Annotated in this window: 25 protein-coding genes and 2 tRNA genes; 12 read left to right on the forward strand and 15 right to left on the reverse strand. The window is 33.0% G+C overall.

Annotated elements, in window-relative coordinates:
* The first annotated feature begins 29 nt into the window (after window positions 1–29).
* From PG912_RS01405 to PG912_RS01420, 4 genes are all read left to right on the forward strand, one after another.
* Window positions 30–1,430: an OmpA family protein gene (locus tag PG912_RS01405; protein WP_275688190.1), complete on the forward strand. Its 1,401-nt coding sequence runs from the start codon at window positions 30–32 to the stop codon at window positions 1,428–1,430.
* A 180-nt stretch (window positions 1,431–1,610) separates the two neighbouring features.
* The gene (gene atpD / locus PG912_RS01410; RefSeq protein ID WP_260584838.1) at window positions 1,611–3,122 is read left to right on the forward strand and encodes a F0F1 ATP synthase subunit beta; all 1,512 of its coding nucleotides are present in this window, start codon (window positions 1,611–1,613) and stop codon (window positions 3,120–3,122) included.
* Window positions 3,123–3,155: 33 nt separating this feature from the next.
* On the forward strand, window positions 3,156–3,449 hold the full coding sequence (locus tag PG912_RS01415) for a FoF1 ATP synthase subunit delta/epsilon (RefSeq protein WP_260584837.1): 294 nt from the start codon (window positions 3,156–3,158) through the stop codon (window positions 3,447–3,449).
* A gap of 96 nt (window positions 3,450–3,545) precedes the next feature.
* Window positions 3,546–3,827, forward strand: coding sequence for a Sec-independent protein translocase subunit TatA/TatB (locus PG912_RS01420; protein WP_275688191.1), 282 nt, complete (start codon window positions 3,546–3,548; stop codon window positions 3,825–3,827).
* Between the two features lie 2 nt (window positions 3,828–3,829).
* On the opposite strand, the gene PG912_RS01425 is transcribed toward PG912_RS01420, so the two are convergent.
* From PG912_RS01425 to PG912_RS01440, 4 genes are all read right to left on the reverse strand, one after another.
* The gene (locus PG912_RS01425) at window positions 3,830–4,471 is read right to left on the reverse strand and encodes an O-methyltransferase (RefSeq protein WP_275688192.1); all 642 of its coding nucleotides are present in this window, start codon (window positions 4,469–4,471) and stop codon (window positions 3,830–3,832) included.
* Between the two features lie 99 nt (window positions 4,472–4,570).
* A complete protein-coding gene (locus PG912_RS01430) occupies window positions 4,571–4,831 on the reverse strand; it encodes a hypothetical protein (protein ID WP_260584834.1) in 261 nt (86 codons plus the stop codon).
* 6 nt (window positions 4,832–4,837) lie between these two features.
* Window positions 4,838–5,401, reverse strand: a complete 564-nt coding sequence (locus PG912_RS01435; protein ID WP_260584832.1) for a sigma-70 family RNA polymerase sigma factor — start codon at window positions 5,399–5,401, stop codon at window positions 4,838–4,840.
* Between the two features lie 15 nt (window positions 5,402–5,416).
* On the reverse strand, window positions 5,417–5,890 hold the full coding sequence (locus PG912_RS01440) for a nuclear transport factor 2 family protein (protein ID WP_275688193.1): 474 nt from the start codon (window positions 5,888–5,890) through the stop codon (window positions 5,417–5,419).
* A 167-nt stretch (window positions 5,891–6,057) separates the two neighbouring features.
* On the opposite strand from PG912_RS01440, the gene panB reads away from it, so the two are divergent.
* The 5 genes from panB to PG912_RS01465 are packed head-to-tail and all read left to right on the forward strand — an operon-like array spanning window position 6,058 to window position 9,074.
* Window positions 6,058–6,876 (forward strand): 3-methyl-2-oxobutanoate hydroxymethyltransferase, encoded by an 819-nt coding sequence (gene panB / locus PG912_RS01445; RefSeq protein ID WP_275688194.1) that lies wholly within the window; start codon window positions 6,058–6,060, stop codon window positions 6,874–6,876.
* 46 nt (window positions 6,877–6,922) lie between these two features.
* Window positions 6,923–7,861, forward strand: a complete 939-nt coding sequence (locus PG912_RS01450; protein ID WP_275688195.1) for a 2-hydroxyacid dehydrogenase — start codon at window positions 6,923–6,925, stop codon at window positions 7,859–7,861.
* 25 nt (window positions 7,862–7,886) lie between these two features.
* On the forward strand, window positions 7,887–8,345 hold the full coding sequence (locus PG912_RS01455; RefSeq protein ID WP_275688196.1) for a DUF1801 domain-containing protein: 459 nt from the start codon (window positions 7,887–7,889) through the stop codon (window positions 8,343–8,345).
* On the forward strand, window positions 8,345–8,734 hold the full coding sequence (locus PG912_RS01460) for a VOC family protein (RefSeq protein WP_275688197.1): 390 nt from the start codon (window positions 8,345–8,347) through the stop codon (window positions 8,732–8,734). The genes PG912_RS01455 and PG912_RS01460 overlap by 1 nt, the downstream gene beginning before the upstream one ends.
* A 34-nt stretch (window positions 8,735–8,768) precedes the next feature.
* Window positions 8,769–9,074, forward strand: coding sequence for a TM2 domain-containing protein (locus tag PG912_RS01465; protein WP_260584826.1), 306 nt, complete (start codon window positions 8,769–8,771; stop codon window positions 9,072–9,074).
* A gap of 97 nt (window positions 9,075–9,171) precedes the next feature.
* Here PG912_RS01465 and bioB read toward each other — a convergent pair whose 3' ends face one another.
* The 4 genes from bioB to PG912_RS01485 form a co-directional block, all read right to left on the reverse strand.
* Entirely contained in the window at window positions 9,172–10,272 is a 1,101-nt protein-coding gene (bioB, locus tag PG912_RS01470) for a biotin synthase BioB (RefSeq protein WP_275688198.1), read from the reverse strand.
* Between the two features lie 719 nt (window positions 10,273–10,991).
* Window positions 10,992–12,410, reverse strand: a complete 1,419-nt coding sequence (locus PG912_RS01475; RefSeq protein ID WP_275688199.1) for a flotillin family protein — start codon at window positions 12,408–12,410, stop codon at window positions 10,992–10,994.
* 9 nt (window positions 12,411–12,419) lie between these two features.
* The gene (locus PG912_RS01480; protein WP_275688200.1) at window positions 12,420–12,992 is read right to left on the reverse strand and encodes a hypothetical protein; all 573 of its coding nucleotides are present in this window, start codon (window positions 12,990–12,992) and stop codon (window positions 12,420–12,422) included.
* A gap of 57 nt (window positions 12,993–13,049) precedes the next feature.
* Window positions 13,050–14,192, reverse strand: a complete 1,143-nt coding sequence (locus tag PG912_RS01485; protein ID WP_275688201.1) for a beta-ketoacyl synthase N-terminal-like domain-containing protein — start codon at window positions 14,190–14,192, stop codon at window positions 13,050–13,052.
* Between the two features lie 135 nt (window positions 14,193–14,327).
* On the opposite strand from PG912_RS01485, the gene PG912_RS01490 reads away from it, so the two are divergent.
* Window positions 14,328–14,777: a cytochrome c oxidase assembly factor Coa1 family protein gene (locus tag PG912_RS01490; RefSeq protein ID WP_275688202.1), complete on the forward strand. Its 450-nt coding sequence runs from the start codon at window positions 14,328–14,330 to the stop codon at window positions 14,775–14,777.
* On the opposite strand, the gene bioA is transcribed toward PG912_RS01490, so the two are convergent.
* From bioA to PG912_RS01525, 7 genes are all read right to left on the reverse strand, one after another.
* Window positions 14,763–16,028 (reverse strand): adenosylmethionine--8-amino-7-oxononanoate transaminase, encoded by a 1,266-nt coding sequence (bioA, locus tag PG912_RS01495; protein WP_275688203.1) that lies wholly within the window; start codon window positions 16,026–16,028, stop codon window positions 14,763–14,765. The genes PG912_RS01490 and bioA overlap by 15 nt on opposite strands.
* Window positions 16,029–16,072: 44 nt before the next feature.
* Window positions 16,073–16,330, reverse strand: a complete 258-nt coding sequence (locus PG912_RS01500) for a GIY-YIG nuclease family protein (protein WP_275689067.1) — start codon at window positions 16,328–16,330, stop codon at window positions 16,073–16,075.
* A gap of 187 nt (window positions 16,331–16,517) precedes the next feature.
* A complete protein-coding gene (gene bioD, locus PG912_RS01505; protein WP_275688204.1) occupies window positions 16,518–17,126 on the reverse strand; it encodes a dethiobiotin synthase in 609 nt (202 codons plus the stop codon).
* Window positions 17,123–17,533 carry a putative signal transducing protein gene (locus PG912_RS01510; protein ID WP_275688205.1) on the reverse strand — a complete coding sequence of 137 codons (411 nt, stop codon included), beginning with the start codon at window positions 17,531–17,533 and terminating at the stop codon, window positions 17,123–17,125. The genes bioD and PG912_RS01510 overlap by 4 nt, the downstream gene beginning before the upstream one ends.
* Window positions 17,534–17,535: 2 nt before the next feature.
* On the reverse strand, window positions 17,536–18,657 hold the full coding sequence (locus PG912_RS01515; protein ID WP_275688206.1) for an aminotransferase class I/II-fold pyridoxal phosphate-dependent enzyme: 1,122 nt from the start codon (window positions 18,655–18,657) through the stop codon (window positions 17,536–17,538).
* A 45-nt stretch (window positions 18,658–18,702) separates the two neighbouring features.
* Window positions 18,703–18,776: transfer RNA gene (locus tag PG912_RS01520), tRNA-Asn, on the reverse strand.
* Window positions 18,777–18,844: 68 nt separating this feature from the next.
* Window positions 18,845–18,918: transfer RNA gene (locus PG912_RS01525), tRNA-Asn, on the reverse strand.
* Between the two features lie 269 nt (window positions 18,919–19,187).
* Between PG912_RS01525 and PG912_RS01530 the strand changes: the two genes are divergently transcribed.
* Window positions 19,188–21,914: a 2-oxoglutarate dehydrogenase E1 component gene (locus tag PG912_RS01530; protein WP_275688207.1), complete on the forward strand. Its 2,727-nt coding sequence runs from the start codon at window positions 19,188–19,190 to the stop codon at window positions 21,912–21,914.
* Window positions 21,915–22,098: 184 nt separating this feature from the next.
* A complete protein-coding gene (gene odhB, locus PG912_RS01535) occupies window positions 22,099–23,313 on the forward strand; it encodes a 2-oxoglutarate dehydrogenase complex dihydrolipoyllysine-residue succinyltransferase (RefSeq protein WP_275688208.1) in 1,215 nt (404 codons plus the stop codon).
* Window positions 23,314–23,359: the final 46 nt, after the last annotated feature.

The raw sequence follows: 23,359 nt of genomic DNA on the forward strand, positions 1-23,359 counted from the left end.
AAACGAACTTTTAATTTAAATTTTTTATAATGAAACAAATCAAATTAGCTGTGATAGCTTTGTTTACGTTCGCTACTTTAGGGACGGTAAACGCACAAGATTCTGATAATCCTTGGGTGGTTGGATTCGGAGTTAACGTTGTTGACTTTAAATACCCGTGGGGGAAAAGTAATAATGCAGAGAATATTGCTAAAGATTACGCTGGGACTACAGATTGGAATGTATTACCTTCAATCTCAAGAGTAACTGTTGATAAGTACTTAAACGATGGTTTTACTTTGCAATTAGCAGGGTCTTTAAATAAAATTGAAACTTTTAGAGGCGAAAATGATACAGATGAACTTTATTGGGCTATTGATGCAAATGTAAAGTATGACTTAAATAATTTGTTCGGAGAAACTTCTTGGTTTGATCCTTATGTTTATTTAGGTGGGGGTTACACTAATGGTGTTAATATAGCTGATGATAATTCTACAATTGTTGAAGGATCTGAAGGTATGTTAAACGGAGGTTTTGGTTTTAATACTTGGTTTAATGACAATTTAGGGTTAAATTTTCAATCAGGATATAAACGTGGTTTTTCTGATAATGTAGCTGATCACTTTCAGCATTCAGTTGGTCTAGTGTTTAAGTTTGGAGGAACTGATACAGATGGTGACGGTGTTTTCGATAAAGATGATGCTTGTCCAGAAGTTGCTGGTTTAGAAGAGTTCAACGGATGTCCTGATACTGATAATGATGGTATTAAGGATGCTGATGATGCATGTCCAGAAGTTGCTGGTTTAGCTGCTTTAAACGGATGTCCTGATGCAGATGGTGATGGGATTGCTGATAAAGACGATGCTTGTCCTACTGAAAAAGGAACAAAAGCTAACAACGGGTGTCCTGATACTGACGGAGACGGTGTAGTTGATGGTAAAGATAAATGTCCTACTGTTGCAGATCCTGTTGCTAATGCAGGTTGTCCTTGGCCAGATACTGATGGAGATAGCGTTTTAGATAAAGACGATAAGTGTCCTAATGTAGCAGGTGTTGCTTCTAACAATGGATGTCCAGAAGTACTAATTACAAAAGCTGCTGAGAAAAAATTAAATGACTTCGCAAGAGCTATTTACTTTAACTCTGGTAGAACAACGTTTAAGCCTGGAGTTACTGCTAACTTAGACAGAATTGCTGCGATTATGAAAGAATATTCTAAAGCAAACTTTAGCATTCAAGGTCATAGTGATAGCCAAGGTAGAGCTGCTAGTAATAAAAAATTATCTGAAAGAAGAGCTAAGGCTGTTTTAGATTATTTAGTTTCTAAAGCTGGTGTTGCTGCTGCAAGATTAACTTCTGCAGGTTTTGGTGAAGACTACCCAATTGCTGATAACAAAACAAGAGCTGGTAGAGCTCAGAACAGACGTGTTGAAATTAAATTAGCTAAATAATTTAATTAAAGCATTTATAATATTAAAAGCCTCATGGAAGTGAGGCTTTTTTTTATGCAATATTTTTAGTAAAAATAGCGTGAAAGACTTTTTAAATTCCACTAAAAAAATTACCTTTGCACTTTGAAAAATGAGCTAAAGCTCACATAGCAAATTAAATAACTTTAATTACATATAGTAATGTCTACAATAACAGGTAAAGTTTCTCAAATTATTGGTCCAGTTATCGATGTTGAGTTTAATACAGGAAATACTGAATTACCAAAAATTTACGATTCATTAGAAATTAAAAAAGCTGATGGTTCAATTTTAGTATTAGAGGTTCAACAACATATAGGTGAAGATACAGTTCGTACTATTTCTATGGATGCGACTGATGGTTTAAGTAGAGGTACAGAAGTAATCGCTACAGGAAGCCCAATTCAAATGCCAATAGGAAACGATATTTATGGTCGTTTGTTTAACGTAACAGGTGAAGCTATTGATGGATTAGGAAACTTACCTAAAACAGGAGATGCAGGTTTATCTATTCACCGTCAGGCACCTAAATTCGAAGACTTATCAGTATCAACAGAAGTTTTATTTACTGGTATTAAAGTAATTGATTTAATTGAGCCGTATGCAAAAGGAGGTAAGATTGGATTATTTGGTGGAGCAGGAGTTGGTAAAACAGTTTTAATTCAAGAGTTAATTAACAACATTGCAAAAGGGCACGGAGGTTTATCTGTATTTGCAGGTGTAGGTGAAAGAACTCGTGAAGGAAACGATTTACTTAGAGAGATGTTAGAATCTGGAATTATCAAATATGGTGATGATTTTATGCATTCTATGGAAGAAGGAGGATGGGATTTATCTAAAGTAGATAAGCCAGGAATGAGAGATTCGAAAGCTACTTTCGTATTCGGACAAATGAACGAGCCACCTGGGGCAAGAGCACGTGTTGCTTTATCAGGTTTAACAATTGCAGAATATTTCCGTGATGGAGCAGGAGAAGCACAAGGAAAAGATGTACTTTTCTTCGTAGATAATATCTTCCGTTTTACACAAGCAGGTTCTGAAGTATCAGCCTTATTAGGTCGTATGCCATCAGCAGTAGGATACCAACCAACATTAGCTACAGAAATGGGAGCAATGCAAGAGCGTATTACTTCTACTAAGAAAGGTTCTATTACATCTGTACAAGCAGTTTATGTACCTGCAGATGATTTAACAGATCCAGCACCAGCAACAACGTTTGCGCATTTAGATGCAACAACAGTATTATCTCGTAAAATTGCCGAATTAGGTATTTATCCTGCAGTAGACCCTTTAGATTCTACTTCAAGAATTTTATCTGCTGAAGTATTAGGAGACGAGCATTATAATACAGCAACAAAAGTAAAAGAGATTTTACAACGTTATAAAGAATTACAAGATATTATCGCCATTTTAGGTATGGAAGAATTATCTGAAGAAGATAAGTTAGTAGTACACAGAGCACGTCGTGTACAGCGTTTCTTATCTCAGCCATTCCACGTAGCTGAACAGTTTACAGGTATACCTGGTTGTTTAGTTGATATTAAAGACACTATTAAAGGATTTAATATGATTATGGACGGTGAGTTAGATAAGTATCCAGAAGCAGCATTTAACTTAAGAGGTTCTATTCAGGAAGCTATTGATTATGGTGAGAAAATGTTAGCGGAAGCATAGTAACAATTAATAATAATAAATTCTATTGAAATTATGTTTTTAGAAATTGTAACTCCAGAAGCTATTTTGTTTTCGTCAGAAGTTGATTCTGTTACTGTACCAGGTGTTAACGGTGAATTTCAGATGTTAAATAATCACGCACCAGTCGTGTCTATTTTAAATCAAGGAACTGTAAAAGTACATGTACATACACAAAATCATTTAATTTTTGATGATTTACATGGCAGCATAGTAAGTTTACCAGAAGATGATAAAGTATTAACTTTAGCAATCAAATCTGGAACTTTAGAAATGAAAGATAATAAAGCAATTATTCTTGCAGATTAATTACTTATAAATCATAAATATAAAAGCCAAACGTAAAGTTTGGCTTTTTTTATTTTATAAAGAATTTAACTACTGATTTTAATTATCTTTGTAGCAATGAATGTAGTATTTTTATTTATAGGAGGTCCTGAGATTTTTGTAATCTTGTTATTAGTCGTTATGTTATTCGGAGCAGATAAAATTCCTGAAATAGCTAGAGGACTAGGAAAAGGTATACGTCAGGTTAAGGATGCAACCAATGATATCAAGAAAGAAATTAATGATAGCGCAAAAAATCAAGGAATAGATACTGATTTTGTAAAAGACATCAATAATGAAGTAAACAAAGTAAAAGACAATATTGATGATTTTACAGGCTCTATAAAAAGAAATTTTTAAAATTACTTTACACGACTAATTGTTAACCCATCTCGTATCGGTAATAAAACAGTTTCTAAGCGATTATCTTCATTAAGTTTTCTGTTATATTCTAAAAGAACTTTGGTATCAATATCTTTCGGATTAAGAGCTTCTACTACTTTACCACTCCAAAGTACATTATCAGATAAAATTACACCACCTGTATTCATTTTATCAATAATTAAATCGAAATAATTTAGATAATTAGATTTATCAGCATCAATAAAAACTAAGTCGAATTTGGTATTTATAGTCGGAATAATATCAATCGCATTTCCGATATACTGTTGAATCTGACTTTTATAAGCTGATTTTTTAAAATAAGTAGCTTGTAACTCTTCTAGCTCTTCATTTTTATCAATAGTGTAAAGTTTTCCATCTTCGGATAAACCTTCCGCTAAACACAAGGCAGAATAACCAGTATAAGTACCAATTTCTAAAATTGATTTCGGATTAATTAATTTTGAAATCATTGATAAAACCCTTCCTTGAAAAGCACCACTTAACATTCTAGGATTTAATACTTTTTGCCAGGTTTCTTTGGTTAACTCTTGTAGTATTTTAGGCTCTTGTTGTGAATGATTAACAACATAAGTATCAATTTTTTCAGGAAGAAAATGCATGGTTTTAATTTTGATTCAAAGGTATAAAAAAACGGAACTTATTTTAAAATAAATTCCGTTTTCAATCTAACAAAAATCAATTACATATAAACTAAACAATTAATTAAATTGACTTAATTGCTCTTTTAAAGCATCTTTGTCTTTTTTAGATAAACACTTTGTTTCATTTTTACAATTACTAGCCTTCATTTTAAAAATATCAGACATTTTACTATTTTGTTTAGAATACAAAGCACATATTTTACAGGCTAATAAATGCCAGTTGAGCTGTAGTTTTTCATAAAATGAAGCTTCACCATATTGCGCTTTATCGCAAATAGCAGTTACTTCATCACATGTTATTTTAAATTTCTTAAACATTATTTCTTACTTATTAAACCAGTTCTTTTCCATACAACTTCTTAGCTGAGTTCTTGCTCTATGAATAATAACCCATAGGTTTGACGCAGTGATATTTAGTTCCTTACAAATTTCTTCAGTTTCAAATTCTTGAATGGTTTTCATTCTAAAAACCATGGCATATTTTTCAGGAAGTTTATCAATACAATCTTCTAATTGAGATTTTAACTCTTCATTTTCAATATTCTTTTCGGCTTCATTATCCCAAGATTGTGGTACGCGTTCTTCAATCCAATTCCCTTCATTATCGCCACTATCATAAAAACTCATTCTAACTTCGGCCTGTCCTTTATTAGAGTTTATTTTTCGATAATGATCAATTACTTTTCTTTTTAATATTGAAACTAACCAAGTTCTTTCGGTAGCCTTGCCTTGAAAGTTTTTAGCAGATTTAAGACCTGCAAAAAATGTTTCTTGCACTAAATCCTTGGCTATATTAGAATCATTTACACGAGCCACAGCATAATTAAATAAATAATCAGCATAAGCATCTACCCATTTGTTGGGTGTTAAAGTATTTGTTCCATCCATTGTGTCAAATATAGGTTATTTTTTAGAAGCTCTACAATCATTTTTACGTCTCATATCTACTAAATAAATTATTTCCCATTTTCCGTTGTTATTAAACAACTGAAAAGAATTGGCTCCACAATGGCTAAATTTTCCATTCAAATAAAACTCATAAGGTGTCCAAACAGAAGCTAAATTTCCATCAAGATTAATGTCCCAAGATAATAGTTTTTCTAAATAAATATGCTCAGGCTTTTTATTGGCAATTCCAGTTAAAAGTTTTTTCTTCGTATCAGTAACTAAGGTTTTAATACCGTTTTTATTTGTAAAAGTAGTTTGTATGCTAATAGTCGCATGTAAAGTAGAAGTAACAAGTGTACTATCGCCTTTATGAAGTCCATCAAAAAAAGTTTCAATCGTTTTTTTAATAGCGATATGTGCTGTGTTTTTTTGTGCATTAGCAACATTCGTAAATACAAAAATGATAAGAAAAGTGATTGTTTTATGCATGATAGTGTAGTTTATAACGTAAAGCTATTAAAAAAATGACGAACTGAATCGGATTAACAGAAGATTATGAACTTTAATAAATTAAAGATATTAGAATTGTTACTTGATTTTATGCGATAATTAAATCGATTAATTGCGTATTTTTACAATCAAGAAAATTCGAAATAATGTCAGTAGCTAAAAAACAATATAAAAGAGTAACGACAAAGTCATTAGTAGAAATGAAAGCGAACGGAGAAAAAATTTCTATGCTTACTGCTTATGATTATACGATGGCAAAAATTGTAGATGGTGCAGGAATTGATGTCATTTTAGTAGGCGATTCAGCTTCAAATGTAATGGCGAGTCACGAAACGACTTTACCAATCACACTCGATCAAATGATATATCATGCAAGTTCTGTAGTAAGAGCTATTGAACGTTGTTTAGTGGTGGTTGATTTACCTTTTGGTACTTATCAAGGAAATTCTAAAAGTGCTTTAGAATCTGCTATAAAAGTGATGAAAGAATCTGGTGGACACGCAGTAAAGTTAGAAGGAGGAAGTGAAATAGGTGAGTCTGTATCCAGAATATTAACCGCAGGTATTCCTGTAATGGGGCATTTAGGATTAACACCTCAATCTATTTATAAATTCGGAACTTATACTGTTAGGGCGAAAGAAGATGAAGAGGCAGAGAAATTATTAGAAGACGCTAAATTATTACAAGAATTAGGTTGTTTTGCTTTGGTTTTAGAAAAAGTTCCGGCAGCTTTGGCTCAAAAAGTAGCCGAAAGTTTAACAATTCCGGTGATTGGTATTGGAGCTGGTGGTGGCGTAGACGGACAAGTATTAGTTACCCACGATATGATTGGAATGACACATGAATTTAATCCGCGTTTTTTACGTAGGTATTTAGATTTATATTCAGAAATGACCAGCGCTTTTCAAAATTATATAGCCGATGTAAAATCAAAAGACTTTCCGAACGAAAAAGAACAATATTAAACTGAAAAGTCTTCTGAAAAGAAGGCTTTTTTTTATCAGATAAAAAATGAAAATACTTCACTTAGATTCAAATCATCCTTTGTTATTAGAGCAGTTAAATAATACAGGTTTTACAAATGAAGAAGATTATAAGTCTACAAAATTAGAAATTGAAGCTAAAATTCATCACTATGACGGAATCATCATCCGAAGTAGATTTTCTATTGATGCTACTTTTTTAGATAAAGCGACCAACCTTAAGTTTATTGGTCGAGTAGGTGCTGGTTTAGAAAATATAGCTTGTGACTACGCTGAGAAAAAAGGAGTGTATTTAATTTCAGCTCCTGAAGGAAACAGCAATGCGGTTGGTGAGCATACTTTGGGAATGTTATTATCACTTTTTAATAAGTTGAATAAAACTGATAAAGAAGTTAGAAACGGAAAATGGTTGCGTGAAGATAATCGTGGAATCGAACTCGACGGAAAAACAGTTGGTTTAATTGGTTATGGTAATATGGGTAAATCTTTTGCAAAAAAACTTCGTGGTTTTGACGTGAAAGTTCTGTGTTATGATATTAAACCGAATGTTGACGATGAAAATTGCACCCAGGTTTCGTTAAAAGAATTACAAGAAAAATCGGACGTTTTAAGCTTACATACTCCACAAACAGCTTTAACGATGAATATGATTGATTCAGATTTTATCAATGCTTTTTCTAATCCTTTTTGGTTATTAAATACGGCAAGAGGAAAATCGGTTGTTACTACCGATTTGGTTGATGCTTTAAAATCTGGTAAAATATTAGGAGCAGGTTTAGATGTTTTAGAGTACGAGAAAAAATCTTTTGAGAATTTATTTGTAAATCAAGAGATGCCAGCTGCATTTCAATATTTAATAAATGCTGATAATGTATTGCTTTCTCCACATGTTGCAGGTTGGACGGTTGAAAGTAAAGAAAAACTAGCACAAACAATTGTAGATAAAATAAAAGCAAAATTTTGTTAACTTGTAACTTTTAAAATTAGTTACCATGAAATACGAAGCCAATTCACCTGAAGAATATATAGCGCAAATTCCGGAAGATCGACAAGCAATTCTAGAAAAACTGCGGAATACTATAAAAAATAATCTTCCCAAAGGTTTTGAAGAAGGTATGAGTTATAATATGATTGGTTATTATGTGCCTCATGCTATATATCCTGATGGTTATCATTGTGATCCTAAACTGCCACTTCCGTTTATAAATATTGCTTCACAGAAAAATTCAATCAATTTATATCATAGCGGAATTTATGCTAAAAAAGAATTATATGATTGGTTTGTTGCTGAATATCCGAAGCATTGTAAACGTAAATTAGATATGGGTAAAAGTTGTATTCGATTCAAGAAAATAGAAGAAATTCCGTTTGATTTAATCAAAGAACTTTGTACAAAAATGACCGTTAAAGAATGGATTGCTATTTATGAATCAGCTATAAAAAAGAAATAATGAAAAAAGGTAAAGTTTTAGGAATAGGTGGTGTGTTTTTTAAAACCGAAAATGTATCAGAAACCAAAGATTGGTATAAAAATAATTTAGGGTTTAATACGGATGATTGGGGCTGTACCTTTTGGTGGAAAGATAATGAAGGAAAAGAAGCATCTACACAATGGAGTCCGTTTACAAAAGATACCAAACATTTTCAACCATCAAATAAAGACTTTATGTTTAACTACCGAGTAGAAAATTTGGTAGAATTATTAGAGGAGCTAAAAACAAAAGGAGTACAGGTTTTAGGTAAGATAGAAGAGTACGATTACGGTAAGTTTGGGTGGATTATAGATTTAGATGGAAATAAAATTGAACTTTGGGAGCCAAATGACGTAGCTTTTTTATAAATTTAGCACCAACTAATTATTAAAAACAAAAAAAATGAATGTAATTGATGAAAATGGAAAACCAGTTCCAACTCAAGAAAGTAAACGAATTTTAGCAGGTATTTTAGCTATTGTATTAGGAGGATTTGGAGTTCATAAGTTTATCTTAGGGTATACAAAAGAAGGACTAATTATGCTAGGAGGAACATTATTATCTATTGTTTTAATGTGTATTATAATAGGTGCTTTTTTAGTTTACATTCCTTGGATTATAGGTTTAGTAGAAGGTATTATGTACTTAACAAAAACTGATGAAGAGTTTGTAGAAACTTACCAAAATAATAAGAAAGCTTGGTTTTAAGCTGAAAAGTGAAAATTTATTTTCACTATTTATTATAGATTATAAAAATTAAAAAGCGCCAATATTGGCGCTTTTTTATATTTAAGAAAAATTGAAATTATTTTTTTCTAAAAGCCAAAGCTTCTTGCTTTTTCTCTTCGTTACGCTCAATTTTGTGCTCAGGTCTTGTCCATTTAGGTTTTTCACCTAAAGTTTCAAACTTAGAATCAGCAGCTTCAACCGATTGTGGTTGTACTTTTTTAGTAAATGGTTTTTGAGGATTCATTCCTAGCATTTCAAACATTTTCATGTCTTCATTTACATCAGGATTCGGAGTCGTTAACAACTTATCACCTGCAAAAATAGAATTCGCTCCAGCAAAGAAACACATTGCTTGTCCTTCTCTACTCATTTGCGTTCTTCCTGCCGATAAACGTACTTGCGTTTCAGGTAACACAATACGTGTAGTAGCTACCATACGCACCATATCCCAAATTTCTACAGGTTTTTCATCTTCTAACGGAGTACCTTCAACAGCAACTAGTGCGTTAATTGGTGTAGATTCTGGTTGAGGATCTAAAGTAGATAAAGCCACTAACATACCTGCTCTATCTTCAGCGTTTTCTCCCATTCCAATAATTCCACCCGAACAAACAGTTACGTTTGTTTTACGAACATTGCTAATGGTATCTAAACGATCTTGGTAACCACGTGTAGAAATTACTTCCTTATAATATTCTTCCGATGAATCTAAATTATGATTATAGGCATATAAACCAGCTTCAGCCAAACGTTGCGCTTGGTTTTCGGTAACCATACCTAAAGTACAGCAAACCTCCATATCTAGTTTGTTAATGGTTCTTACCATGTCTAAAACTTGGTCAAACTCTGGGCCGTCTTTTACGTTTCTCCAAGCAGCTCCCATACAAACACGAGAACTTCCGCCCGATTTTGCTCTTAAAGCCTGTGCTTTTACTTGTTGTACCGACATTAAATCGTTTCCATCAACATTGGTGTGGTAACGTGCCGCTTGCGGACAGTACCCACAATCTTCAGAACAGCCACCAGTTTTTATAGATAATAATGTAGAAACCTGTACTACATTAGGATCATGACTCTTCCTATGAATCGTTGCAGCCTCGTATAAAAGCTCCATCATAGGTTTGTTATATATTTCAAGAATTTCTTCTTTCGTCCAGTTATGTCTTACTTCACTCATAAATTCAAGTTGTTTGTGTTGTCAAAAATAAAAAAACTAATTGGCAATCTATTCTTTTTAGAAGCTATTTCCTGCTTTCACTACTCGCTTTTTTTCAGCTGTTCTCGATACAAATTTTTCATCCTTCAAAATTCACTCGATCAGACAGTAAAAAAGAGCTCAAACAAACCGTTCAATCAGGGCTAACCCTATTTACAAAAGTACCGCTTGATAGCCATTTTTTTATTTCTCTTCATCAAATCAAGAGGAATCTATATTGTTGTAATATTTTAAATTCCTCAATTTCATCCAAATAAATAGCTACTAAACGTTACGTCAACCTGAACTTGTTTCAGGTTCTCATCAAGAGTCAATACTATTTGTTGAAAAGATGTTATTTTAAAATAAATTCAGAATGACGCGCTTGTATAGTGTTCTATATCGGCACAGCTTATTTATTAACTCTTTTTATCTGTAAAATGTAAAGAATAGGTGAAAATCATCCAAATAAATAGCTACTAAATGTTACGTCAACCTGAACTTGTTTCAGGTTCTCATCAAGAGTCAATACTGTTTGTTGTAAAAATGCGATTCTGAAATAAATTCAGAATGACGCGCTTGTATCTAGTTCTGAATCAAAACAGTTATTTATTAACCATTTTTATCCGTAGAAAGTAAAGAATTGCTAAAAACAAAAATTCCGCTATGAAAGCGGAATTTTATAATTGTTATTTTAAAGTTTAAGAAGGTAAATTATCCTCTTTTGTATCTTCAATAATTTCAGTCGGAATCTCTTTACCTTTCAAATATTCAGGCAATTGCATACCTGCCATATTAAACATTTCTTGTAATGGCGGTACCGATTTGTACATGCCTGAAATAAAGTTAGAGGTAGACGATTTTCCGTCTTTTCCGCCACCATTTTCCCAAACAGTAACTTTATCAATTTTAATATTTTTAATAGCTTCTGCTTGTGTTTTTACCAGTTCAGGTAATTTATCAGCAATTAATAATAAAGCTGCATTTTGCGAATCGTTACCAGCCGCTTTTACAATTTGGTCTAAACCAGCCGCTTGTTTTGTTAATACTTCATACAAACCTTTTGCTTCAGCTTCCGCTTTTAAGAAAATCGCGTCCGCTTCCCCTTTTGCAATTCGTCTAATATTTTCGGCCTTTGCTTCGGCATCAATTTCAACTTTTCTTTTATCAATTTCAGCAGGTACAATAATATCTGCTAATTGCGAAGAACGTTCTCTTTCGGCTCTGGCAAGTTCGGCTTCTTGTTCGGCAGCATACGATTCTTTTAAAGCGTTTGCACTTTGTACTTTTTCTGATGCAATTGCAGTACGTTCTGCTTCTGCCTCACGTTGTCTTCTTAACGAATCAGAGTTAGCAACAGCAATTTTTGCGGTATTTTCTCCTTCTACGGCTTGCGCGTTTGCGGCAGCAACTTGTGTTCTTTCATCTTGCACAGCATTTGCTTCACCAATAGAACCATCTCTAGTTTTTTCGGCAACCGATTTACGAGCGGCGTTAATTGCATGTGCAGCAGCTTCTTTACCTAAAGCTTCTATGTAGCCAGATTCATCAACAATATCGGTAATATTTACGTTGATTAATTTTAAACCTACTTTTTTTAATTCAGATTCTACACTTTTAGAGATATTGGTTAAAAACTTGTCTCTATCTGAGTTAATTTCTTCAATGTCCATCGATGCAACTACTAAACGTAATTGTCCGAAAATAATTTCTTGTGCTAATTCCTGAATGTTATTTTGGTCTAAACCTAACAAACGTTCAGCAGCATTCTGCATAATTCCTGGCTCGGTAGAAACTCCGATGGTAAATCTACTTGGTACGTTTACACGAATATTTTGTTTAGAAAGTGCGTTTACTAAATTTACTTCTATCGAAATAGGTGTTAAATCTAAAAACTGGTAATCTTGAATTACCGGAAAAATAAATGCGGCTCCACCATGAATACATTTTGCCGATTGGCCACCACCAACTTTACCATAAACAACTAAAATTCTATCCGAAGGACATCGTTTATAGCGTTTAATTAAGGTAATAAATAAGATAAAAATAAAGAGAATCGAAATAATAATTCCGATAGGTCCCGCAAAGCCTTCAATTTGTAATAGTGTTAATTTTAGCATAGTCAATTTTTATTTTTGAGGTTCAATAATTAATAATCCGTTTGGTGTTACTTCAACTACTTTTATTACAGTTCCCTGTGTTAAATCTGTATCGCAATTTGTAAGCGCCTCTAATTCTCTTAACGAGTTTTGTACTTTAACATGTACTTTTCCTATTTTAGATTTTTTAGCTCCTACGGTTAAATACACCTCGCCAATAGCGTTTAGCGCGTTTTCCATTTTTAAAGTTCCGCTAGAAGTTAATTTACTGATGTAGTAAAATAATGCTGCCATTGCTGTCATCATTAATAATCCACAGAAAATAGAAATAAATAAGGTAATACCTTTTGAGTTTCCTGCATCGATACTTGCAATTCCGCTCCATCCAAAAATGGTGAAAAAAGCAACCATGTTTTTAAAGGTGAAAAATTGAAATCCGGCACCAGTATCGGCATCTATTTCGGCATCAACATCACCTATATCATCAGTATCAGCTCCCACAAAAGTACTTATAAGAACAAATAAAAATATTATGGTTGCAGTAATTGTAACAACCCAATACATTTTCTGAAAAGAAGTTAATTCATTAAACCATTCCATCATAAAGCAATTATTTTAATAAGTTACTAAAAGTAAATAAATTGACTGAAAGAAGCACTATTATTTCGTCAATAAAACAGAAACGGCATTCCCACCAAAACCAACTGCATTTACTAATACTTTAGTTATTTTTTTAGGTTGATTTTGTTTTTTTGCAAACGGAACTTCAATTGCTTTTTGATGTTGCAATATAAAGACGGCTAATTCTAAACTAAGTAAGCCTGAAGTACCGAAAGTATGCCCTACTTTCCACTTATTAGTAGTTAAAAACGGTGTTTTGTTACAAAAAACTTTTTGAATAGCGTTAATTTCAGATGAATCTCCTTTAATAGTTCCTGGTGCGTGCATTACAATAACATCAACTTCATCAGGAGAAATTGTACCTAAAGCCATTTTCATCGACTTTTGAAAACAATCAGCATTTGCGGTAACCGAAGTATTGTGTTTTAAAACTTCAGTAGCATAACCTACACCTTTAATAAGCGCAATTGCATTTTTTTGAACTCCTTTTTCTAAACAAAAAACGGCAGCAGCTTCCCCTAAAACCATGGTGTTTCGTTTCTTTTCTAAATCGAAAGCTTTACACGGATATTCATCGGTTTCTTTCGAGTACACTTTTAGTGCTTGCATTTGGGCAATCGTAAAATCAGTTAAAGAAGCTTCACTAGCACCAATCATAAATTTTTCTGACATGCCTGATTGCAACCATGCAACGCCGTTTAACAAAGAGTGCAATCCTGTAGAACAAGTAATTGAATGTGAAATTTCAGAGCCGTTACTTTGTAAATCGTGGGCGATCCAAGAAGAAATATTTCCTAAAGTAGTTGTTGGAGAACTTAAGGTTGATGATTTACCGGTGTCTAAAAATTCTTTGTGATATTTTTCAAATAAAGAAGTTGCTCCACGTGATGAACCAATATTAATTCCGAAATTATCTTCAGAATTCCAATTCGTTTTTTCAATAGCCTTTCTTGCTACATATAAAGTGTATATAACCGAATCGTCTAAATTTTTATACTTATTATCAGAATTTCTAATTTCTTCAATAGCAAGTTTATCTTGTTGGTTTAAGCTACCTGTCCACACATTTTCTTTTAGTGTTAAGAAATGTTTGGTGTTTAAATAGTTTTCCCAGATTTGCTCAGGAGTACTTCCTATAGCAGAAACGGAAGCAAAAGAGGTAATAGAAATTGGTTCTTTCATAATTTATTTCCGTCATACTGAACTTGTTTCAGTATCACATTAAAATGATTGATAATATCAATGCAAAAATAACAGTAATATCAACGAATATGAAAGAAATAAAAATAATTATCTTGCACTAAATTTTTTGATATTATGAGTGAACATCAGCAAAAAAGTTGGTTTGGTAGAAATTGGGGCTGGGTAGTGCCCGTTGGTGGCTGCGGCTGCGGATGTATTGGACTTATTTTATTATTTGTTTTTGGTATTGGTGCTGCGTTTTTTGGTATATCAGAAATGATTACAAATGCTACACCTGTAGAGTATGCTATAGAAGAAGCTTCTAAAAATAAAGAAGTACTTCGGTTTTTAGGGGAGCCAATTGAGAAATACGGAATTCCATCAGGAAATATATCAATAAATAACGATGAAGGTGATGTTGATTTCTCAATTCCGATTTCGGGACCAAGCGGAAAGGGAACATTAATTATTCGCGGAATAAGAACTAATGGCGAATGGATTTATGAAGATTTATATGTGCGTATTAAAGAAACACAAGAAGAAATAAATTTATTAGTTAAAGAAAAGGTTTTAGAAGATATCTAAAACCTTTTCGATAGTGGTGTATACTTTTTGTAACTGCTCTTTTGTAATTACATAAGGCGGTTGAATATAAATGGTATTTCCTAACGGTCGTAAAAACACGCCGTCATTCATAAAGTGTTTTAATAATTGATCTCGTAAAGTACCATAACGATTTGCATTGGTTTTTAAATCGATTGCTAAAATTACACCTTTAGTACGTGTAGTGGTTACTTTCGGGTGCTTTTTAATACGTTCTTCAAACGTTTTGTGAGAAGCTATAATAGTTTGAATACTTTCTTGAATTTCTGTAGTTTGTAGTAACTCGATACTTGCTAAAGCAGCGCTACAAGCAATAGGATTTGCAGAATAGGTATGACAATGAAAAAATCCTTTTGCAATATCATTGCTTAAAAAAGTACTATAAATTTCTTCAGTACAAGAGGTAATTGCCATCGGCACTAAACCAGCAGTTAAAGCTTTACTTAAACAAATAATATCTGGTTTTGTAGTAATTTCATCCGAAGCAAAATGGTTTCCAGTTTTTCCGAATCCAGTCATTACTTCATCGGCAATCATTAAAATATTATTTTCTTTGCAAAAATTTAAAATCTCGTTTAAATCTTCTGCTTCATGAATTTTCATTCCGGCAGCACCTTGTACTAAAGGTTCGTAAATAAACCCAGCGATATCATTTTTAGCAACGATTTTTTCTAATTGCTTTAAAATTTCTTGATTGTTTTTCCCGTTCGGGACAGGAATACGCTCAATATCCATTAAAAAATCTTCAAACGGACCGTTGTAAGCCGATAATCCAGAAACCGACATCGCCCCGAAAGTATCACCATGAAAACCATCTTCAAAAGCAATGAAAGTAGTTCGTTTTTCACCTTTATTAAAATAGTATTGCAGTGCCATTTTTATGGCAGCTTCTACCGCTGTTGATCCATTATCGTTAAAGAAAATTCGGTTTTGATTTTCTGGAAGGATTTTAATCAATTCTTCGGATAATTTCACAGCAGGTTCGTGTGTAAAGTCACTAAACATTATTTGATCTAATGTTTGCATTTGTTGGTAAACACGATTGGTAATAAAATCATTACAATGCCCAAACATACAAGTATACCAAGATGAAATAGCATCGATATATTCATTGCCGTTTTCATCTGTTATAATACATCCTTTCGCTTTTACAATTCCTAAACTATCAGGATGTGTTTGGTGTTGTTTTAACGGATGCCACAAATGTTTTTTATCTCTTTCTTGAAGTGTCATAATTTTGTCATGCTGAACTTGTTTCAGCATCGCATCAAAAGTAGTTAATAATCTAATGTTTTTAAAGTAGGATTTAATTCTTTAACTAAATTTATTTTCCACTCTTTGTGCCAATTTTTGAATTGTTTTTCTCTAGAAATTGCTTGGTTGATATCAGAAAATTCTTCGAAATAGATTAAATCAACGACATTATATCTTTTAGTAAATTTTGATGCTTCCCCTTTTTTATGTTCAGTAATTCTTTCAGATAGATTTGCGGTTACTCCAATATAAAATGTAGTCCGGTATTTATTAGCTAGTATGTAAACATAACTTTACTTCATTGTGCTGTGCGACCCTGAAACAAGTTCAGAGTGACGTTAACGTTTGTGTTTAATATGTTTATTATACGGTTTCGTCATTCCGAATTTATTTCGGAATCTCATTAGGTTCCTTTTGTATAATGCAAAATAGAGTTTTATGCGACCCCAAAACAAGTTCAGGATGACGTTATAGCTTTTCTTTAAAAAGTTCGGCGTATTCTTTAATTACATTTTTATCAAAATAAGGTTCTTCATCAATGCGACCAATTACAGTAACGTTTGTCATTTTTTTGATAATTTCTTCTGTTGTTTTATGCTCATTTCCAGAGAAAATGATCGCAATATCAAAACCTTTTTCTTTTAATAGATTCACCGTTAATAAAGTATGGTTAATGCTACCTAGATAATGACGAGAAACAACAATTACTTTATAATCAGGTTTGATAATGTCTAAAATGGTATCCGAATTATTTAACGGAACTAATAGTCCGCCAGCGCCTTCAATAACTAAATTTTTGTTGGTTTTTGGCTCGGTAATTTTAGATAATTCAATAGTGATTCCGTCAATTTCTGCTGCCGCATGCGGACTCATAGGTGTGTTTAATGCATAGGAGTTTGGGTGAATTATAGTTGCTGAATTAGAAATTAGCTGCTTTATTTTGTGTGAATCGGAAGTTTCTAACTCCCCAGCTTGTATAGGTTTCCAATAATCAGCTTCTAGTGCCTCGGTTATAATAGCTGATGCTATAGTTTTTCCTACTTCAGTAGAAATTCCTGTTATAAAATATTTTTTCATTTGTCAAATTCAGTATTGCAGTTTTCGCATCGATATTTATACTTAATGTAAAAGGGTAGTGCAGAAATCAAAAATCCTAGCAAAAAATGAAGTAAAGACTTTAAATCCTTTATAGTAGAAAAATAATTAATTTTATTACTATTACATTTAGGGCAAGTTATTTTTTCTCCTGTATCACTTACACAATATTCACTTATGGTTTTTAAAACACCCAAGGCTTTTTCTTTGTCAGAATTATGCACTTTTATTTTAACACCACCTGCAGCATTGCTTAGCATAGGATCAACATCAATTGTAAAATCATCAGCTAAAAAAACTTCAACACCCTTAGATTCTAATTTACCTTTAATTATATGAGCTTCTGAAGAGTAATTAAAGGTTGCTATTATTATAAAAGTATTTTCCATAATTAAACAAAAATAGCAAGATGTTCTAAAATATTAGTGATTTCTTGTTTAGAATTATAAGTATGCAAACAGAAACGTAATCTTTCTTCTCCTTTTGTTACTGTGGGAGATAAAATTGGTTTTACATCGAATCCTTTTTCTTTAAGGTTTTTTGCAGCTGATTTTACTTTTTCATTACCTGGAATTATACAGCAATGAATAGCAGAATTACTTTTTATAAACTTTAAATTAAGTCGTTTTACTTCTCGATTAAAAAAGCTGACATTTTGTTGAAGTAGCTCACTTGAATTACTTTCTGTAAGTGCTAAGTGTGCAAATTTTATGGTTGCCAATGAATGTGGTGATAATCCGGTGGTATAAATAAAGCTTCTAGCAAAATTAATTAAGTATTGCTTTAGCTCATTGCTGCTTAAAACTACCGCTCCGTGGCAACCTAATGCTTTTCCGAAAGTTATTATTCTAGCAAAAACATCATTTTCTAAATTCAATTTTTGAACAAGTCCTTTATTGAATACACCAATAGCATGTGCTTCATCTACAATTAAATAGGCGTTGTTTTTTTTACAAGTTTTAACTAAAGTAATTAAATCTGGCGAGTCACCATCCATAGAGAAAACAGTTTCAGTAACGACATAAATATGATTGTTTTCTTGTTGAAATCGTTTTAATAATTCTTCTAAATGAATTAAATCATTATGTTTAAATTTATAAGACTTGGCGTTTGAAAGTTGAATTCCATCGCGAATAGAAGCATGAATAACTTCATCATATAAAATAATATCACCTCGTTGAGGTACTGATGAGAATAAGCCAATATTAGCATCGTAACCTGAATTAAAAATTAAACCTGCTTTAGAATTGTAAAACTCACAGAGTTCTTTTTCAGTACTAGTATATAAATTATGATTTCCAGAAAGTAAACGAGAGCCTGTTGCTCCGTTTTGCTTTATGTTTTTATCAATTAAAAATTGGTGCGTTTGATCGAAAATTAAATCAGACTTGGCATATCCTAAGTAATCATTGGACGAAAAATCGATTAAATGAGTTTGACTGCCAAGAGACCTGAGTGAAGTATCTTCTTTACGAGATGATATTTTTTGGATAAGTTTTTTAGGAAATAGCATAGTGTAAAAATACAAAAAGACTTACACGAATGTAAGCCTTTTTTGCTCCTCCTTTAGGACTCGAACCTAAGACCCTCTGATTAACAGTCAGATGCTCTAACCAACTGAGCTAAGGAGGAATGTTCATATAGAACAAATATGTATATTGTAGCAATTATCGGCTGCTACGATGCCTTCGTTTATTTTGCTCCTCCTTTAGGACTCGAACCTAAGACCCTCTGATTAACAGTCAGATGCTCTAACCAACTGAGCTAAGGAGGAATTTAAAGCGGACTTGCTTTAAAATGCGAGTGCAAATTTAAGAGCTTTTTTTATATCTACAAACATTTTTTGATAAAAAATGAAATAAAAAATGGTTCTAACTGATTTTCAAAGTCTTATTTTGTGGACTTAGCGTTTGTAAGCTGTTTTATTTATCTAAGTAGATCATTGATAAGTTCAAAATAAGCATAAAAAAAAGGCCTATTTTTAGTAAAAGTTGTATTTTTGTCACCATTATTCTTATTGATAGAAAAGCATAGTAAATATATATGGACAAGTTTTCGTTCTTAAACGCAGCACATACAGGTTTTATAGGTGATTTATACGAACAGTATCAAAAAAACCCGGATGCAGTAGAACCAAGTTGGAGAAGTTTTTTTCAAGGATACGATTTAGCAAACGAAAATTATTCGTTGACTGATGATGAGGTTTCTGTTGAAATACCTGAAGAAGTACGTAAAGAATTTTTAGTAATCGATTTAATAAACGGATACCGTACAAGAGGTCATCTTTTTACCGAGACTAACCCTGTTCGTGATCGTAGAAAATATCAACCAACACTTGATTTAGAGAATTTCGGATTAAATAAAAAGGATTTATCAACTGTTTTTAATGCAGGGGATATTTTAGGGATGGGTGCAAGTACGCTTTCTGAAATTATTAAACACCTTAAAGCAATTTATTGCGATTCTATTGGTGTTGAGTATATGTATATCCGTAATCCAGAAGAATTAAAGTGGTGGCAAAGTCGTTTGAATAAAAACGATAATAAGTCTAACTACGATATTGAAGCTAAGAAATACATTCTTACTAAATTAAATCAAGCTTCAACTTTCGAGAGTTTTTTACAAACTAAATATGTTGGTCAAAAACGTTTTTCTGTTGAAGGAGGAGAAACTTTAATTCCAGGAGTAAGTGTTGCACTTCGTGATGCTGCCGAAAAATATGGGGTTGAAGAATGTGTATTAGGAATGGCACACCGTGGTCGTTTAAATACGCTGGTGAATATCTTTAAAAAACCAGTTCGTGATTTATTTAGCGAATTTGAAGGGAAAGATTTTGAAGATCAAGATATTGATGGAGATGTAAAATATCACTTAGGTTTAACACTAAGTAAAGCTTATAAAGGCGGGCAAAAAATGAAGATGAATTTGGTTCCAAATCCATCGCATTTAGAAACAGTAGCTGCGGTTGCTGAAGGAATTGTTCGTGCTAAAGTAGATTTAGATTATAAAGGAGATAATAGTAAAATATTACCAATTATAGTACATGGTGATGCTGCAATTGCAGGTCAAGGAATTGTGTATGAGATAGCTCAAATGATGACCTTAAACGGTTATAAAACAGGAGGAACTATTCATGTGGTAGTAAATAATCAAGTAGGTTTTACTACTAATTATTTAGATGCTCGTTCTAGTACATATTGTACTGATGTTGCAAAAGTAACATTATCACCAGTATTACACGTAAATGCAGACGACGCTGAAGCGGTTTGTCATGCAATGGAAATGGCTGTTGAATATCGAATGAAATTCAAAAAAGACATTTATATTGATTTATTAGGATACCGTAAATATGGGCATAATGAAGGTGATGAGCCTCGTTTTACACAACCTAAATTATACAAAGCGATTTCTAAGCATAAAAATGCCAAAGAAATATACGCTGCTAAATTGGTGGCAGAAGGAAGTATTTCTGGTGATTATGTAAAACAAATTACAGACGAGTTTAAAGCACATTTAGAAACTGAGTTTACAGAATCTAAAAAGAAAACTACGTCGAAAATTCAAGAATTCATGCCAGAAGTTTGGGATGGATTTGTGCGTAAGCAATTACAAGAAATGTTACAGCCGATAGATACTACTTATTCGGTTGAAGGATTAAAAGATATCGCAAAAGTTATTTCTACAACTCCAGAAGGATACAAGTTTGTGCGTAAAGCAGAACGTATTTTACAAGGACGTAAGAAAATGGTTTTTGACGAAAATTTATTAGATTGGGGAGTTGCAGAGAATTTAGCCTACGGAACTTTATTAGAAGAAGGATTTAATATTCGTATTTCTGGAGAAGATGTAGAAAGAGGTACTTTCTCTCATCGTCATGCAATTATGCGTGATGAAGAAACGTTAGAACGTGTTAATTTATTAAACACAAACCCGAAGAATAAAGGAGAAATGACCATTTTCAATTCTCACTTATCAGAATACGGAGTTTTAGGATTTGATTATGGTTATGCTATGGCAGCACCAAATACTTTAACTATTTGGGAAGCTCAGTTTGGTGATTTTGCCAACGGAGCGCAAATCATGTTCGATCAATATATATCTTCTGCGGAAGATAAATGGAAGTTGCAAAACGGATTGGTAATGTTGTTACCTCATGGATATGAAGGTCAAGGACCAGAGCATTCATCAGGAAGAATAGAGCGTTTCTTACAATCATCTGCAATAGATAACTGGACGATAGCAAACTGTTCTACTCCAGCGAACATATATCATATTTTACGACGTCAGATGAAACGTGATTTTAGAAAACCTTTAGTTATTTTTACTCCAAAGAGTTTATTGCGTTTACCAAAAGCTGTAAATACTATTGAAGAGCTAGCTAACGGAACATTCCAAGAAGTAATTGATGATACTATTGCTACTGATAATGTGAAAAAAATGGTATTTTGTTCAGGTAAATTCTACTATGATTTAATAGCAGAACGTGAGCAGTTAGGAAGAGAAGATGTTGCTATTGTAAGAATAGAGCAGTTGTTTCCATTACACAACGATCAAATTAAAGCTGCAATGGATAGGTATCCGAATGTAACTCGTTATGTTTGGGCACAAGAAGAACCAAAAAATATGGGTTCTTGGAGTTATATGTTAGAGCGTTTTGAATTGGCAAAATTAGAATGTGCATCGAGAGATTATAAATCGGCACCAGCTGCAGGTTCAAGTGCAAGGTATAAACGTAGACATCAGCAAGTATTAGACAAAGTTTTTGATTAATACCATAGATAATAAGTAAGTGCGTTAGGGATTGAAACGGCATCCTTTTTTGCTGTCAGTTCGAGTAAATTTGTGAAGAATGAACAAATTTGTATCGAGAATGTAGCAAAAAAGATACAGTGAAAAGCTCGCCCGAACGCCCAAATAAAAGAAATAAAATATTTCAGAATAAAAATAAAGAAACATGAGTGTTTTAGAAATGAAAGTTCCTTCTCCGGGAGAATCGATTACAGAAGTAGAAATAGCAACTTGGTTAGTTGAAGATGGTGATTATGTTGAAAAAGATCAGCCAATCGCCGAGGTAGATTCTGACAAAGCAACGTTAGAGTTACCTGCGGAAGAAAGCGGAATTATCACTTTAAAAGCTGAAGAAGGTGATGCTGTAGAAGTTGGTGCTGTAGTTTGTTTGATAGACATGAGTGCTGCAAAACCAGCAGGTGGATCTGTAACTGAAACAAAAACAGCAGAAGCTCCAAAAACAGTAGCACCTAAGAAAGAAGAAGTGAAAGTTGCAACGTATGCAACCGGAACTGCTTCTCCTGCAGCTAAGAAAGTTTTAGCTGAAAAAGGAATCGATGCAGCTTCAGTAAAAGGAACAGGAAAAGACGGTCGTGTTACAAAAGATGACGCAGTAAATGCTGTACCTTCTATGGGAACGCAACCAGCAAATGGTTCTCGCGGTACAGAGCGTAAAAAAATGTCGATGTTACGTCGTAAAGTAGCACAACGTTTAGTTGCTGTTAAAAGCGAAACGGCTATGCTAACTACGTTTAACGAAGTGAACATGCAGCCGATTTTCGATTTACGTAAACAATATAAAGAAGATTTTAAAGCAAAACATGGTGTTGGATTAGGATTTATGTCTTTCTTCACTTTAGCAGTTGTTAGAGCTTTAGAAATGTATCCTGATGTAAACTCTATGATTGATGGAGATTACCAAATAAAAAATCATTTTCAAGATATTTCTATAGCAGTTTCTGATCCTAAAGGATTAATGGTTCCTGTAATTAGAAATGCTGAAGACTTATCGTTTAGAGGTGTTGAAAGTGAAGTGAAGCGTTTAGCTTTACGTGCTCGTGACGGACAAATTACAGTAGATGAAATGACTGGTGGAACATTTACAATCACTAATGGTGGTGTATTCGGTTCAATGTTATCAACTCCAATTTTAAATCCTCCTCAAAGTGGAATTTTAGGAATGCACAATATCGTTAACCGTCCGATGGCTGTTAATGGTGAAGTAGTAATTCAACCAATTATGTATGTTGCATTATCTTACGATCACAGAGTTATTGATGGTCGTGAATCTGTTGGGTTCTTGGTTGCTGTTAAAGAAGCGTTAGAAAATCCGGAAGAGTTATTAATGGGTAATAACATTAAGAAAGCATTAGAAATGTAGGTAACAATCTTACCGTATATATATTAAAATCCCGAGCTTCTTGCTT

This window comes from Tenacibaculum retecalamus, assembly GCF_027941755.1.
Lineage (GTDB): Bacteria > Bacteroidota > Bacteroidia > Flavobacteriales > Flavobacteriaceae > Polaribacter > Polaribacter haliotis_B.